Consider the following 15,611-nt stretch of genomic DNA (forward strand, 5'->3'; position numbering starts at 1 on the left):
CCAACCTACGCTTCAGGGGGATCTAGCGTGGAATGCGTCTTCGACCGCTGCGTGCCATACATCTCCGTTCGCCGCTCATAGGCATGCACCTGGTTGCGTCCATGCAGCTTCACGTAATACATCGCCTGATCCGCGCGCTCGACCAACGTGTCCAGGGTATCGCCCATGCTGCGCATTGCCAGGCCGATGCTCACGCTCAGGCGCAGGTCTTCACAGATCACCGGAATTTCCAGCCGGTGTACGCGCCGGCGTAGCCGTGTCGCCACTTGCAGGGCTTGCTCCTGGTTTACATCGTGCAGCATGGCGACGAACTCCTCGCCGCCGTAGCGGCCAAGCAGATCGGTGGGGCGCAGTTCATGGCCCAACATTTGGGCCACGGCGACCAGCGCGCGATCACCGGCGGCGTGGCCTTGCAGGTCGTTGAGCATCTTGAAGTGGTCCAGGTCGAGAAACAGCAGGGCAATGGGGCGCTCCGTGTCTGCGGTTTCGGTCAGCAGGCGGTTGGCTGCCTCGGTCCAGGCGCGGCGATTGAGGATATTGGTGAGGGCGTCGCGATCAGCCAGCACGCGCACGCTGTCGCGGTCGCGCCGCATGGTGAGTGCGCGATCGGCCAGACCTAGCGACAGCACGATAGCTTCGAATGCGCCCATGCCGATGCTCGCGTCATTCAGCCAGTCCAGGTTCGGCAGGGCGCCGGTGGCCTGGGCGCTGGTCATGGCGGTGAGCACGAGCAAGGGAGTCCAGCCGGCCAGGAAGAACCAGGCCTGGCGCGAGCCTCGTACACCAGCCAACAGGGCGGTGACCAGCAGCAGCAAGGCGCCGAGAATCAGCACCGGATTCACCAGCGTCTGCGCCATCACCACCAGCGCATCGATGTCGGTACAGCGCAGCACCACGATCAGCGGCATCGCAAAGCCCAGTGCGATCACCGGTACCCGCAGAGCCGGCGCATAACGCTGGACGTCGCAGAACCGGCTGACGAACAGCGCTGCAAACGATACCGACAGTGCCACCGCTGACGCGCCCACCAGCACTTCCGACCCGACCAGCCAGCTCAGTCCGAGCGGATGCAACAGGAAGCCGGTCTGCACGCCTTGCACCACCACGTAGCAAAGCATGTAGCCGGTGTACCAGGCGAAGGTCACGTCGCGCAGCATGATGGCGAAACACAAGGCCATCAGCGCCATGGTCGCCATCACGGCGAAACTCGCCGTGGCAAAACTGAGCCAGGTGGAGTCCTCCAGCAGGAATTCATCCATGCCCTGCACGGCGAAGCGCGCGGGAGCGGCCATGCTGCTGCCGGGTTCGAGCTTCAGCAGGATCGGTGCCGATGGGGCCTGGCCGGGCGCCAGACGAAACGCCAGCCGGCCGTGCCCGTGGAGCGAAGCGTTGAAATCGCCCATGGCATAGGTCTGGGTGAAACCTTGCTCTCCATAGATCGTGACTGAGCCCAGGGGGGCAGGGTAGATCGACACGACGTTTTCCCCATCCAAGCCAGTTGTTTGCGGCTGCAGCACCACCCAGTTGCCCATGGCGTTGCGAGGAAAACGCTGCAGCAGCACGGGATCGAACGTCTTGAGCGACCCCTGCCGGAACGCGGCCATAATGGACTCGGTGGTGTCGTCGCGCGCCACTTCACGCCAGGCGCCACGCAGAGGCACACCTGTGCCGGTGGCCGCCAGCGAAGACCAAAGCAGCCAAATCAAGGGCAGGGCAGCCAACAGCCACCTATGCCTGCGGCCCAGTTTTCGCGATGCCTCCCCCGCCACCTCAACCCCCGTTCCTTGAAGTGAATGCGCGCTTCCGATTCTTTTTGTGTGCCGGCCGCCGCCGCGATGGCCATGACAGGTTTGGTCACCTGCCGCCTGATTTGGCCTGGGCGGAAAAATGCCGACGCTCCCCGAATGGAACGGTAACGCCTTTCAACGGCGTAACAAAGACAGCCATGCAGGACGCATGCCATTACCCATGCTTGCGTCATGCCAGCTGGCTCACGCCAAGTTGCACCCCGCCGGCGTAGGGTCTTCGCGATCCGATGACGGCTTCCCAAGGAGAGCGGTATGTCTGCAATCAAGGTGGCAGTGCTGGTCGGCAGCCTGCGCAAGGATTCCTTCAACCGCAAACTGGCCAGGGCCGTGGAGCGGCTGGCGCCGTCGGAGTGGTCGTTCGAGCACGTACGCATCGACAACCTGCCGCTGTACAACCAGGATTTCGATAGCGACTACCCGCCGGTATGCCAGCAGCTGAAGACGCAGATCAAATCGGCCGACGCACTGCTGTTCGTCACTCCCGAATACAATCGCTCGATGCCCGGCGTACTGAAGAACGCCATCGATATCGCTTCGCGCCCGTACGGTACGAGCGCCTTTGCCAACAAGCCGGGCGCTGTGATCGGCATTTCCGTGGGCGCCACCGGTGCGGCGCTGGCGCAGCAGCATCTGCGCAACGTGCTGGCTTATCTGGACGTGCCGCTGATGGGGCAACCGGAAGTGTTCCTCAAGTTCAGCGATGGACTGATCGACGAGGAGGGGAATATCGGCGTGGAAAGCACCAGGAAGTTTCTACAGGGCTTCGTCGACCGGTATGTGGAGTGGGTGAAGCGGCACGCGCATGCGTGATCCGTGTCTTCGCCACGGCATGGTCGTAGGCTGGGTTGCTAAACCCAGCATTGCCATGGATGCAACCCGCGCGATGCTGGGATTGTCATTCCAGCCTACCAGAGTTGGGCGTTACGGCGCCGCCGGCGCCCCCGCGCCGCAATACTTCTCCAGCAATTGCCGCTGGACATCGTGTGTAGCCTGCCCATCGAGCGGATGCAATCGCGAGTAGTTGCCGTCCGTGTTCAGTTCCCAGGTGGTGGTGGTGTCGGCGACGTAGAGATCCAGCTCCTTGCGGATACGCTGGCGCAGTTTCCGGTCCTCGATCGGAAAACCGGTTTCGACGCGGCGGTCCAGGTTGCGTTCCATCATGTCCGCGCTAGCCAGATACATGCGTTCGTCACCGTCATTGGCGAACCAGTACACGCGGCTGTGCTCAAGGAAGCGACCGACGATCGAGCGAACGCGGACGTTTTGCGAAACGCCCGCAATGCCCGGCCGCAGGCAGCACATGCCGCGTACCAGCAGATCCACCTTTACGCCGGCTATGCTGGCCTTGTACAGCGCACGGATCATCTTCGCATCGGTGAGCGCATTGATCTTGATGATCATGTGCGCAGGTTTGCCGGCTTCCGCGTGGGCGGTTTCGCGCGCGATCAGGTCCAGCAGCGACTTCTTCAGCGTGAATGGCGCATGCAGCAGCTTCTTCATCTTCAACAGCTTGCCCATGCCGGTGAGCTGGCTGAAGAGCTTGTGCACGTCCTCGCACAGCGCCACGTCGGAAGTGAGCAGGCTGTAGTCGGTGTACAGGCGCGCATTGCCGCTGTGGTAGTTGCCGGTGCCCAGGTGCGCATAGCGCTGCAGCTTCTGGCCTTCGCGGCGCTGGATCAGCATCATCTTGGCGTGCGTTTTCACGTCGACCACGCCGTAGATCACCACTGCGCCGGCTTGCTGCAGGCGCTGCGCCAGGCTCAAGTTGGATTCTTCATCGAAGCGCGCGCGAAGTTCCACCACCGTGATCACTTCCTTGCCGGCGCGCGCGGCTTCCACCAGGGCATCCACGATTTCCGAGTTGGCGCCGGTGCGGTATAGCGTCTGCTCGATGGTGAGCACGTCCGGGTCCTTCGCGGCCTGGCGCAGCAGATCCACCACTGGCGCAAAGGATTCAAAGGGATGCAGCAGCAGTACGTCCTGCTTGCTGATCACCTGGAACAGGTCCTCGGCTTTCTTCAGCGCCTTGGGGATCGCCGGCACGAAGGGCGGATACTGCAGTTGCGGGCTTTGGCTGCGGTTGATGATGCCGAACAGGCGGGTGAGGTTCACCGGGCCGTTGACTTCATACAGCTCCACCTCGGTCAGGCCGAACTGCTTGAGCAGGTAGTCGGTGAGTTTCTTCGGGCAGTTGTCCGCCACTTCCAGGCGCACGGCGTCGCCGAAGCGGCGTGAGAACAGCTCGCCGCGCAGCGCGCGGGCGAGGTCGTCCATTTCTTCCGGGTCGATGGTGAGGTCGGCGTTGCGCGTAAGGCGGAATTGATAGCAGCCGAGCACTTCCATGCCGGGGAACAGCTCTTCCGCGTGCGCGTGGATGATCGATGACAGCAGCACGTAATTTTCACCGCCTTCGCAAACTTCCTCCGGCAGGCGCATGATGCGTGGAAGCACGCGCGGTGCTGGCAGGATAGCCAGGCCCGAATCACGCCCGAACGCGTCCACGCCTTCCAGTTCGACGATGAAGTTGAGGCTTTTGTTGACCAGCAGGGGAAACGGATGGGTGGGGTCGAGGCCGATCGGCGTCATCATCGGCGCCACTTCCTGACGGAAGTAGCGTTGGACCCAGCGTTTCTGCGCCGGCGACCAGTTCTCGCGGCGTACGATGCGAATGCCATGGCGATCCAGGTCCGGCAGCAGGCGCTCGTTGAGGATCGCGTACTGGCGCGCAATCTGGCGATGCGCGATCTCGCTGATCTCGTTCAGCGCCTGCCTGGGCGGCATGCCGTCTGGCCCTACGATCTCATGCCCGAAGGCGAGCTGGCTTTTCAGGCCCGCCACACGGATCTCGAAGAATTCATCCATGTTGCTGGAAAAGATCAGCAGAAACTTCAGTCGTTCCAGCAGCGGTGTACGCTCGTCCAGCGCCTGCTCCAGCACGCGATTGTTGAATTGCAACTGCGACAGTTCACGATGGATGTAATGCGCTTTGTCGTTGAGGTCGACCGCCGGCGCGGCTTCTGCGGTTTCCGTGGTGGGCAGGATGGCTGCGGACATGGTGTCCTCGGTAGGGGGGTTGCTGATCGGGCGATGCATTGATTTCGTGACGGGTACGTAGCGCCTTCCAGCATGCCACGGGTTTGCCATGGTGCGGGGCCGCGTTGACATGGTTATGACATACGTCGCGCAAAAAAGCAGGCAGTCAGGAAGTGCTGCCTGCGATCAGGTAATGACTGGGCGTAGCCCCGAGCGTACGCCGGAACGCCGCGGTGAAGGCGCTGGTACTGCTGTAGCCGAGCTCCATCGCCACATGCGTCACGGACTGCCCGCGCCCCAGGCGCACCAGGGCCGCCATCAGGCAGGCCTGCTGGCGCCAGGCGCTGAAGCTCATGCCGGTCTGCTCGCGGAACAGGCGGGTAAAGCTGCGGCGGCTCATGTCGGCCCTGCGGGCCATGCTGTCGATATCGACGTCCAGCGAGGGCGATTCCAGCAATGACCGGCACAAGGCGGCCAGCTTGGAGTCCTGCGGCAAGGGTGTGTTTAAGGGCAGGGCCGGCATGCGGGCGATTTCCTGCACCAGCAGGCGCATCAGGTAGTCGTCGCGAGTGCCAAGCGTATATTCGGCAGGCAGATCCACCGCTTCGGACAGCAGCGCGTGCAACAACGGCGATACGCTGATGACCGTGCAGTGCTCGGGGAGGTCGGCCTGTGCGGCGACTTCGGGCAGTACGTAGGCGCTGCGCGTGCTGGTAAGACCGCCCATATGCACGGCATGGATGATGCCGGCGGGAATCCACAGTGCACGGTAGGGCGGCACCACCCAGCTACCCTCGCTGGTCATGACGGTGAGCACGCCGGTGACGGCATACAGACATTGCCCGCGTTTGTGGCGGTGGCCGGGCAGGACCAGGCCGGCCGGGTAGTCGTTGCCGGTGGCAACAACGTCGCGGGGTATGTCCTCGTAGCCGATGACCCGGGTATTTCTCATGACTGGCCCAATTTCGATAGAAGTTGACCCGATAGTGTATGCAGGCCGACCCCTGGCTACCTTAACGTATCGCCTACAGCCTGGCGCTCAGTCCAACCTATCCCCAACCTCGAGGGACCATGCAGAACTCCACCGAATCGGTTTCGCTGCCGTCGACAGCGCCACGCACGGATTACACCATCCTGGGCGCGATCAGCTTTTCGCACCTGCTCAACGACATGATCCAGTCGTTGATACTTGCGATCTATCCGCTGCTGAAAAGCGGTTTCCAGCTCAGCTTTGCGCAGGTGGGCCTGATCACGCTCACCTACCAGGTGACGGCTTCGCTGCTGCAGCCGCTGGTCGGCATGGTGACCGATCGCAAGCCGATGCCTTATTCCCTGACGGTCGGCATGGGCTCCAGCCTGTGCGGTTTGCTGTTGCTGGCGATCGCGCCGAATTTCCCCGTGCTGTTGCTGGCGGCTGCACTGGTGGGAACGGGTTCTTCCGTGTTCCATCCGGAATCCTCGCGCGTAGCGCGCCTGGCCTCAGGCGGGCAGCACGGCCTGGCGCAGTCGTTGTTCCAGGTGGGCGGTAATACCGGGGCGTCGCTGGGGCCGCTGCTGGCGGCGTGGATCATCGTGCCGCATGGGCGCGGCAGCATCGCCTGGTTTTCGCTGGCCGCGCTGTTGGCGATGGTGGTGCTATTGCAGGTGGGGCGCTGGTACCAATTGCATCACGTCAGCCGCAGCCAAACGGTGCGCCATGTGGCTGGCGAAGCGCTGAGCCGCAGCAAGGTGATCGCGTGCCTGCTGATCCTGGGCCTGCTGATCTTCTCCAAGTATTTCTATCTCGCCAGCATCAGCAGCTACTTCACGTTCTACCTGATGCATAACTTCGGCCTGTCGGTGCAGGCCGCGCAGATGCATCTGTTCGTGTTTCTGTTCGCTGTGGCGGCGGGTTCCTTGATCGGCGGCCCGGTGGGTGACCGGATCGGACGCAAGTGGGTGATCTGGGTGTCGATCCTCGGCGTGGCGCCGTTCACCCTGGCCCTGCCGCACGCCAACCTGTTCTGGACCGGCGTGCTGTCCGTGTTGATCGGCCTGATTCTGTCGTCCGCGTTCTCGGCGATCCTGGTTTATGCGCAGGAGCTGATTCCGGGGCGCGTGGGCATGGTCTCCGGCCTGTTCTTCGGCTTGGCCTTTGGCATGGCCGGCATTGGCGCCGCGGTGCTTGGGCGGGTAGCGGATGCGCACGGCATCGGCTACGTGTATTCGTTGTGTGCGTATTTGCCGCTGATAGGCGTGCTGGCCGTGTTTTTGCCGGATTTGGAAAAGCGTCAGCGCGTGTGAGTACGCTGTTAGGGAAACTCTGAATAGGTTCAGAGTTTCCTTAGGCAAGCGCCTTGGCTGATGCCAGAATCTGGCCATAAGTTCCCTCTCGGACGATCCTGCCGCCGTCCAGCTCGAAGATCAGATCGCAGTAGCGCAACGACTGGGTTCGATGCGCGACGACGAGTATGGTGCGGTCGCCTCGCAACGTGTTGAGCATCTCGACGATCGCGCTCTCGGCGGCAACGTCAAGCGCGCTCGTCGCTTCATCCATGATCAACACCGAAGCCTCACGATACAGCGCTCGCGCAATGGCTAGCCGTTGTCGCTGCCCGCCGCTCAAACGGCTGCCGCGCTCGCCGAGCCGTTCGTGAAGGCCGTTGGGAAAGGCGGCCACGCACTCCTCCAGGCTGGCCTGCCGCACCGCCGTTTCCACCCGCTCGATGTCGATTTGCTCGGTGGGGACGCCCAGGGCGATGTTCTGAGCAAACGTTGCGTCGAGCAGGAATGCTTGCTGCGGAACATAGGCGATGGTGGAGCGCCACGCGTTCCAATTCGTGTTATCAAGGGTCACTCCGTCGACCTCGATGCATCCCGATTGCGGCGAGAGCAATCCACTGACCAGATCGAGCAGGGTCGTCTTGCCGGAACCGTTGCGCCCAATGAAACCTACTACCGAGCCTGCGGGAATGGCGAGCGAGACATTCAAGAGTGCCGCGGGACAGTCCGCTGCATAGTGAAAGCACACCTCGCGCAAGCTTATTTCCTTGCGTGGCCTGCCGTGCCACATTGCCAGGTCCGTTTCGCTGGGAGCCGGCGTCTCCTCCGGCGGGAAGCGGGGCATGTCGGCGTTGATGCTGACGAATGCGGGGTGATCGGCGCGAATCTTTACCACGGAGGTAAATGCCTGGTGCAGCAACGGCAGCAGTCGATAGGCGGCAAACCCGACGAAGCTCAATTGCGCTACCCACGGGCCGGCGGCACCGGTGCGGCTGCGGAAATATAGGGCGACGCCAACGAGGCAAACAACAGTCACGCATTCGAGGATATATCGCGGACTCTGCGAGACGGCAAAGATTCTAAATAACGCATGCGAGTATGCGCTGCATTGCCGGGCGAATCGCTGCACGAACAGCTCGCGGCCCTGCATCAACAGGATTTCCTTGATGGCACCCAAACTCTCATTGACGGTGGCGACCCGCTCGGCGCCATAACGGCCCGCGGCTTCGCCGTTGCGCAGCAACTGCCCACGGGCGAAGGCGTAGATCACCGCATAGATCACGCCCAGCCCCGCAAAGATGGCCACGGCGACCGGGGCATTGAGCAACACAATGGATGCAACGACGCAGAGAACCGTTACCGCATTCGTGACCAGCAGGAGTCCTTGCTGCAGCAGCCCCGAGGTCACTCGCGCGGTCTCATGCAGTACCTTGGTGGCGAGCACCGAGCTGTTGTTGCGCAGATGAAACGCGTAGTCGCGTAGCAGGTATCCATGGAACAGGCGAACGTAGAGCGTATCGCCGACCTGGTAAGCAAACCGATTGATCGCCAGCTGCCCGAACAGATTCACGACATTCGACAGCAGGACCATCCCGGCAAAGGCCACTCCCAAAGTGATCAGGAACGAGGTCTCGCTGCTGAACTGAAGGTGCCGGAAAATCCCTTGCAGGATCGCGTTGTGCCGGATGATGTCGGGATTGGCGAGCGCGGTGAAGAAAGGAACGACGGAGGCGATGCCACCGACCGTGCAGATGGCCATCACTACCGACAGCAGTTGCAACCCGACCAGTCGCCACCGCTGACGATGATCGAGCTGGCGCCAAAGAGCGAGTACGGTTGACATGGCGGGCTCAGGATTGCCGGGGCCTGAGCGCGTGACGCGCCCGGCGCAGGACGTTCTGCACGGATGTTGGAGCTAGTGCCCGCGCGGTCGCTTCGGCCGCGGTCAACCACCACTGACTGTAACGCCACGAGTAGTGCGGGCTCCCGAGCACGGTGGCGAGCGCGGATAGCTTGGATCCACGCACTGCCTGACTCCTCGCGAGGAACGCGGAAGCGATGGCGAGCCGCTTCCGCAAGATTGCCTGGGTGTGGGCACCGGTAGCGTATCGACGGATCCTCTTGAGCGCCAGGACGACGTCGTGGCAGGCACTCACATCGTCACAGCAGTGCTCTGTGTGGCGTCGGATCATGACGAGCGGCTGATCGATACAGTCGGCCGCACCACGTAGCGCGAAACGCGCCGCAAGCTCGTAGTCGCTGCACCATCGCATCGACTCGTCATACGGGCCTACCTCATCGAAGAAGTCTCGACGGACCACTACGCTCGACTGCACGATCGTCGTCTGAGCATTCATCAGGGCATCGATGATCCAGCCATCGGCCGCACTGAATTGCGGTGCCCTGGGCAGGGGGTTCAGTGATGCGTCCACCAAGCGGAATCCGGTGTAGCTCCACTTCCGGTCGCAGCTCGCACGCAGGGAGGTGATTTGTGTTTGCAACTTGGTCGGAACCCACACGTCATCGGTATCCAGAAAAGCGATGTATTCGCCGGACGCCTCACGTAGGCCGGCGTTGCGGACGGCCGAGACGTTACCGCAGTGCGGGAGTCGCAGCAGCCTGACGCGCGGTTGTTGCTGTTGCAGCTGGTGCATGTACGCGACGGTTTCGTCGTCGGAGCCGTCATCGGCAAGAATCAGCTCCCAATCCGGAAAGGTCTGCGCGAAGACCGAGTCGACCGCCTGACGCAGAAAGTGCAGGCGATTGAATATCGGCACGATGATGGAGACGGCAGGTCGCATGAGGTTCTCCGATCAGGCTAGTCGGAGGACTCGGGGGGCGAATATCGTGTCCCGGTGATTCCGCAGACACCCATAAATTTCCGCGCGTTGGCCGGCCTGCGGAAGGCCTGCGGATGCCCCTTTTTGAAAGCTTTGGTGGTATGCATGACCTAACCTCCATAGCACGAAATGGAGTATACGTCGCGCAAAGATGTGCGTAAATCTATGTATTTACAGGGCAATTGGTCGTGTTTTTCGAGCTGGCCCTGGCTTTTATCGTCCATCCCGCTCCGCAAGGGAGCGGGATGGACTTGGGATCAATGCTTCGCCGGCGGCGGCCCCTGCACGACTTGCATCAAGTTTTCAGGCTTCAGGTACTTCTTGAACGCCACCTGCACCTGCGCGGGTGTCAGCGTGAGGTAGTGCTTTGCCGCCACCATCGGCTGATCCAGTGGTTCGCCGTGCCATGCCCAATCCAGCAGCGCGCGCGCGATGCTGTTGATGCTGGATACACTCACCGGTATCGAACGGATCTCGTACTGGCGTGCGTTATCCAGCTCGCTCTGTTTGATCGGCGCGGTCTGCATCTGGACCAGGTTCTGGCGGATCAGCGTATTGACGGGGGCGACCTTGTCCGGGTCGCTGCCGTACTGCACGTAGAAGATCGAGCGCGAACGGTCGAAATGCATGCCCGAGCCCGCGCCGTAGGCATAACCATGCTTCACCCGGATATCGGTCATCAGGCGTGAAGCGAAGCCATTGCCGCCCAGCACGTTGTTGCCAAGCTGCAAGGCATAGCGATCCGGGTTGTGCATGGTGAGATCGAGCATCTGGCCCATCAGCACCTGGTCCTGCGAGGCGTACGAGTTGTCGATCACCACGTAGCCGGCCGGATTGACGGCGACCGGCTTGGACACGACGTCCGGCTTCGCGCCTTGCGCATTCCACTGGCCGAAGTAGCGCTCCACCGTGGCCTTCGCCAGTTCGGGTGTGACGTCGCCTACCACTACGATGGTGGCGAGGTCGGGTCGATAGGTGCTGGCGTGATAATCCTTGACGTCCTGCAAGCTCAATGCCCCGATCGTATCGGGCGTAGGCAGGCGCAGATCCGGATCGCCCGCCGGCAGCAGGCCGGCACGCAGCGCCTTCATCATCTTGTACTGCGGCGACTGCATTTCACCGGCCAGGGCGCGCGCCAGCGTTCCCTGCTGCACGGTGAAGCCTTGCTGCGGCAAGGCAGGATGGAGTTCGTTGTCGGCCAGCAGTTGCATCGCGCGATCGAAGTGCTCGCTGAGCGCCGCCACTTCGAAATCGGTGCCGCCGGTTTCGGTGGCGGAAACATCGTCCAGCGCCTTGTGGAAGGCATCGCGATCCAGCGTGGTGGAACCGTAGTCGAACAGCGAACCGAGCAGGCGCGCCACGCCTTCCTTGCCGGCAGGCTCCTGCAGTTTCGGATTGTTGTCGATGTGGCCCACCACCGTGACGGTCTTGCTGATGCTCGACGGCTGCACGATCAGTCGGATGCCGTTGTCCAGCTTCATTTCCACGGGCGCCAGCGTCCAGCGCGGCATTTCCAGCTTGCTCAGCTTTTGCGCGGCCCATGCCGGAAGCGGCGCGTCCAGCTTTTCGTTGCTGTTGAAGGATTCGGAGCCGCCAAAGCCGTTGCTGTCCGGCGGACGCTGGCCGTTCGGGTTGGGTGTGAGCACCACCGTTACGCGCTCTGCAGGTTTCAGGTACTGGTGCGCGATGCGGTTGACATCGTCCACCGTGACCTGGCGGATCTGCTCTTCCGCCTCTTCCGGCGAATTCAGGCCCATCCACGCAATGGCCTGAGACCAGGCGCTGGCCAGCGTCACCGCGCTGTTCTTGTTGAATTGCGCCTGCGCGATTTCCGAGCGCTTGGATGCCTCGACCAGATCGGCGGGCACGCCGTTCTTCAGGAGGTCATCGATCACGCCATCCAGGTCCGCTTGCGCGCGGCCGGCATCCCCACCTTTGGGAAAACCGACTTCGATCACACCAACCCCGCCATAACTGAAAGGCTGCAATTGCGCGTTGGTGCTGAGCACCTTGCCTTGTGCTGCCAGCTGGGAAAGCGAGCTGCGCGCATTGGTGAGCACATCCAGCAGCACCTGCGCGGCGGCGTTGTCTTTGTCCATCATGCCTGGCATGCGATACATGAACTGCACCGAGCCGGTGCCGTGCGGCGTGGTGGCGGCGATCGTTTCGGGCTTCACCGGCTGCAGTTTCAACGGCTGGCGCGCGGGAGTGGCGCCCTTGGCAATCTTGCCGAACAGCTGTTGCACCTTCGCCAGTGTTTGCTGTGGGTCCACGTCGCCCACGATCACCAGCAGGGCGTTGTTGGGCGTGTACCAATCCTTGTAGAACTTCTGCAGGTTTTGCGCGGTGGTCTGGTCGAACGACGGACGCGTGCCGAGCGGATCGTCGGCATAGCCGGTACCGGCGTAGAGAATGCGCTCGGCCTTTTGGAAGGCGAGGAACTCCGGCTGCGAGATGTCGCGCGACACTTCCTGTTCGATCGCGCCGCGCTCGCGCTCCCAATCCTGCTTGGTGAGCAGCGCACCGTTCATGCGGGTCGATTCGATGTGCAGCAGCAAGTCCAGGTAATTCGACGGCGCCACGAAGTAGTACTGGGTGGCATCGTTGGTGGTGAAGGCGTTGTTGTCCGCCCCCATCTTGCCGGTCATTTCGTTGAGCTGCGCGCCGGTCAGTCCCCAGCTGTCGCGAAACATCATGTGCTCCAGCGCATGCGCGGTGCCGGGGTAGCCCTGCGGCGTCTGGTAGCCGCCGGCAAGATAGGTGATCTGCGTGGTGACCATGGGGGAAAGCGTTTCACGCACGATCACCACGCGCATGCCGTTATCGAGGGTGCTTCGCAGCACATTGCCGTCGTTGGCGACGGCCTTGGAGGCCGCGGTGGCGTCGGCACGGGCCGCCGGGATGCTGGCACCCGCCAGCCCCATACCCAGCAACAGGCTCCACGCCAACGTCTTGAAAGGGCTCGACAGCATGTTCGGATTCCTTAAGAGGGACAACTTTAGACCGCTGGATGTTGCCATAGTGCCGCGCATCTGCCTAAGTGCCGGATGAGACGCGCGCGTAGGGCAAAGGCGGAGTATCGTGCGTGAAAATTCCACGAAGGGAGCGAAACCATGTTGGTGGTGACAACCGAGAATGTTCCGGGCCATCAGGTGGTCCAGGTGAAGGGGCAGGTATTCGGCGTGGTGGTGCGCAGCCGGGGTATCGGCGGCAACGTGATGGCCGGCCTGCGCTCGCTGGTCGGCGGCGAGATCCACGAATACACCCAGATGCTGGAAGAAGCCCGCCGCCACGCGCTGGATCGCCTGGTCGCCAACGCCAAGCTGATGGGCGCGAACGCGGTGGTGATGATGCGCTTCGATTCGGCCGAAATCGGCCAGACCATGAGCGAGATCGTGGCCTACGGCACGGCCGTGGTGCTGGATCCGCCGACCTGAGCCATGTTGCCCGTCGTGCTGTACGTGATCGGTAGCCTGCTGCTGGTAGGGGCTGGCATTGCCGTCCTGACCGGGGTCATGGTGGCCTTGCTGCCGCAGCTCATCTTTGGCGGCTTGCTGCTGGTGGTGGGGCTGGCGATCGAACGCTGGCGCTACAAGCCGCTCCTGCGCGGTGGCCCGGATCCACGCTGGGAGGACACCGGAGAGCGTTTCATCGATCCAGCCAGCGGGCAGCTCACCGCGGTGTATTTCGACCCCCAGCGCGGGGAGCGGCACTACGTGGTGGTCGACGAGCAGGAGCAGCCGCGCTAGGTACTCTGTGTAGGCTGGGATGAAAATCCCAGCATCGCGCGCTGGTAAGCATGGCAATGCTGGGTTTCGCAACCCAGCCTACGTCCCTGCCGACAATGCTAACCTTGTCGTTTGTCCAGCCAAGCCATCAACCCATGACAAAAAACGCAGGCCGCGGCCATGCTCTGCTGGTCGGCGCAGGCATTCTTTGCAGCCGCCTGTTCGGCCTGGTGCGGCAGCGCGTGTTCTCGCATTATTTCGGCCTGTCCGATGCCGCGGACATTTTCAGCGCTGCGCTGCGGGTGCCGAACTTCCTGCAGAACCTGTTCGGGGAGGGGGTGCTTTCGGCCTCCTTCATTCCGGTGTACGCGCGCCTGCTGGCGCAGCACAAGCAGGAGGAAGCCGATCGTCTGGCCGGCGCGATCTTCGCGATTCTTGCGCTGATCATCTCCCTCATCGTTGCCTTAGGGATACTGGCCACGCCGTATTTGCTGTGGCTGATCGCGCCCGGCTATACGGGTGAAAAGCGCGAACTCACCATCCTGATCGTGCGTATTCTTTTTCCCGGTACCGGCATCCTGGTGTGGTCGGCGTGGTGTCTGGGAATACTCAACAGCCACCACAAGTTCTTTCTCTCCTATGCGGCGCCGGTGATCTGGAATCTCTGCATGATCCTCAGCATGCTGATCTTCCGTCACCTGGAGGCGAACCGCCTGATCGTGTACCTGGCGTGGGGCACGGTGCTGGGCTGCCTGCTGCAGTTCCTGGTGCAACTGGGACCGGTGCTGAAATTGGTGCCGACCCTGCGCCTGCGTCTGGATATGCAGAGCCTGCACGTGAAGCAGGTGGGCGGAAGTTTCCTGGGCGTGGCGATCGGACGTGGCGTGGTGCAGATCAGCGCCTTCGTCGACCAGGCCATTTCGACGCTGCTGGGCAGCGGTGCCGTGGCGGGCATGACGACCGCAGCGTCGATCAACCTGCTGCCGGTAAGCTTGTTCGGCATGGCGGTTTCCGCGTCGGAATTGCCGACGCTTTCGCGCATGGCGGGTGATCATGTCGATGCCGAGGTGGCGGCAAAGCTCTCCGCGCGCCTCAACAACGGCCTGGAACGCATCGCCTTCTTCATCGTACCGTCCGCGATGGCGTTCTTTGCGTTAGGGAATGTGATCGTGGCGGCGCTGTACCAAACCGGCGCATTCACAACCAAGGATTCGTATTACGTCTGGGCGATCCTCGCCGGCTCGGGTGTGGGCCTGCTTGCCTCCACCTTCGGCCGCCTGTATTCGTCCACTTACTACGCACTGCGCGATACGCGCACGCCGCTGCGCTTTGCGATGGTGCGGCTAGCCTTTACCGTGGTGCTAGGACTGGCGAGTGCCTTGCTGATTCCCAAGGCTTTGGGCATTCCCATGCAGTGGGGCGCAGTCGGTCTGACTGCTTCGGCCGGCGTTGCGGGATGGATCGAGTTTCATCTGCTGCGCAGGAAGATGAACCAGAACCTCGGTCCCACAGGCATCGCGTTATTGCTGATGGCCAAGCTGTGGATCGCGGCAGGCGTCGCGGCGTTGGCGGCCTGCGTGGTCGAACACTACATGCCCGCCTGGGGGCCAATCCTCACGGCCACGCTGGTATTGTCGACGTACGGGATCGCCTATTTTGCGGTGACATTTCAACTTCATATCCCAACATGCAGGGAAGTCGTACAGAAGCTGATGCGCCGGTTTGGCCTCGGCTGATCATAAGGTTTAGTAGCGCATGGCGTAGGCTGGGATGACAATCCCAGCTCTGTGTGCAGTCCCCAGTTACCGGGATTTTCATCCCGGCCGACGGCGTCACCTTACGCTGCGGCATGGATAAGCCCTCTAGTGCGCAGCAATACGCCTGTCTAGCCTGACCGGGTGGGCGGCAGCGTCTGTTCAGTCGCAAAAACGTAACTCAAC

General features: G+C 62.3%; 11 protein-coding genes. 5 read left to right on the forward strand and 6 right to left on the reverse strand.

What is annotated here, in order from left to right; translation table 11 throughout:
• Positions 1–5: 5 nt before the first annotated feature.
• Entirely contained in the window at positions 6–1,706 is a 1,701-nt protein-coding gene (locus EKH80_RS04955) for a sensor domain-containing diguanylate cyclase (protein ID WP_230473432.1), read from the reverse strand.
• A 354-nt stretch (positions 1,707–2,060) separates the two neighbouring features.
• Between EKH80_RS04955 and EKH80_RS04960 the strand changes: the two genes are divergently transcribed.
• The gene (locus EKH80_RS04960; RefSeq protein WP_126683630.1) at positions 2,061–2,618 is read left to right on the forward strand and encodes an NADPH-dependent FMN reductase; all 558 of its coding nucleotides are present in this window, start codon (positions 2,061–2,063) and stop codon (positions 2,616–2,618) included.
• 111 nt (positions 2,619–2,729) lie between these two features.
• Here EKH80_RS04960 and ppk1 read toward each other — a convergent pair whose 3' ends face one another.
• Both ppk1 and EKH80_RS04970 read right to left on the reverse strand, forming a co-directional pair.
• The gene (gene ppk1, locus EKH80_RS04965; protein WP_126683631.1) at positions 2,730–4,862 is read right to left on the reverse strand and encodes a polyphosphate kinase 1; all 2,133 of its coding nucleotides are present in this window, start codon (positions 4,860–4,862) and stop codon (positions 2,730–2,732) included.
• Positions 4,863–5,007: 145 nt separating this feature from the next.
• On the reverse strand, positions 5,008–5,793 hold the full coding sequence (locus EKH80_RS04970; protein ID WP_126683632.1) for an AraC family transcriptional regulator: 786 nt from the start codon (positions 5,791–5,793) through the stop codon (positions 5,008–5,010).
• A 119-nt stretch (positions 5,794–5,912) separates the two neighbouring features.
• Between EKH80_RS04970 and EKH80_RS04975 the strand changes: the two genes are divergently transcribed.
• Complete coding sequence (locus EKH80_RS04975) at positions 5,913–7,124, forward strand: MFS transporter (protein WP_126683633.1); 1,212 nt, start codon at positions 5,913–5,915, stop codon at positions 7,122–7,124.
• Between the two features lie 40 nt (positions 7,125–7,164).
• Here EKH80_RS04975 and EKH80_RS04980 read toward each other — a convergent pair whose 3' ends face one another.
• The 3 genes from EKH80_RS04980 to EKH80_RS04990 all read right to left on the reverse strand — a co-directional run bounded on the left by EKH80_RS04980 (position 7,165) and on the right by EKH80_RS04990 (position 12,915).
• Entirely contained in the window at positions 7,165–8,946 is a 1,782-nt protein-coding gene (locus EKH80_RS04980; protein ID WP_126683634.1) for an ABC transporter ATP-binding protein, read from the reverse strand.
• A 7-nt stretch (positions 8,947–8,953) separates the two neighbouring features.
• Positions 8,954–9,904: a glycosyltransferase family 2 protein gene (locus EKH80_RS04985; protein WP_126683635.1), complete on the reverse strand. Its 951-nt coding sequence runs from the start codon at positions 9,902–9,904 to the stop codon at positions 8,954–8,956.
• Positions 9,905–10,200: 296 nt separating this feature from the next.
• Complete coding sequence (locus EKH80_RS04990; RefSeq protein ID WP_126683636.1) at positions 10,201–12,915, reverse strand: M16 family metallopeptidase; 2,715 nt, start codon at positions 12,913–12,915, stop codon at positions 10,201–10,203.
• A gap of 141 nt (positions 12,916–13,056) precedes the next feature.
• On the opposite strand from EKH80_RS04990, the gene EKH80_RS04995 reads away from it, so the two are divergent.
• From EKH80_RS04995 to murJ, 3 genes are all read left to right on the forward strand, one after another.
• Entirely contained in the window at positions 13,057–13,380 is a 324-nt protein-coding gene (locus EKH80_RS04995; RefSeq protein ID WP_126683637.1) for a YbjQ family protein, read from the forward strand.
• 3 nt (positions 13,381–13,383) lie between these two features.
• Positions 13,384–13,692 carry a hypothetical protein gene (locus EKH80_RS05000; protein WP_126683638.1) on the forward strand — a complete coding sequence of 103 codons (309 nt, stop codon included), beginning with the start codon at positions 13,384–13,386 and terminating at the stop codon, positions 13,690–13,692.
• Positions 13,693–13,826: 134 nt separating this feature from the next.
• Complete coding sequence (murJ, locus tag EKH80_RS05005) at positions 13,827–15,407, forward strand: murein biosynthesis integral membrane protein MurJ (protein WP_196240341.1); 1,581 nt, start codon at positions 13,827–13,829, stop codon at positions 15,405–15,407.
• The last annotated feature ends 204 nt before the right edge of the window (positions 15,408–15,611 follow it).

This window comes from Dyella choica (genome assembly GCF_003977665.1).
In the GTDB taxonomy this organism is placed as follows: Bacteria; Pseudomonadota; Gammaproteobacteria; order Xanthomonadales; family Rhodanobacteraceae; genus Dyella_B; species Dyella_B choica.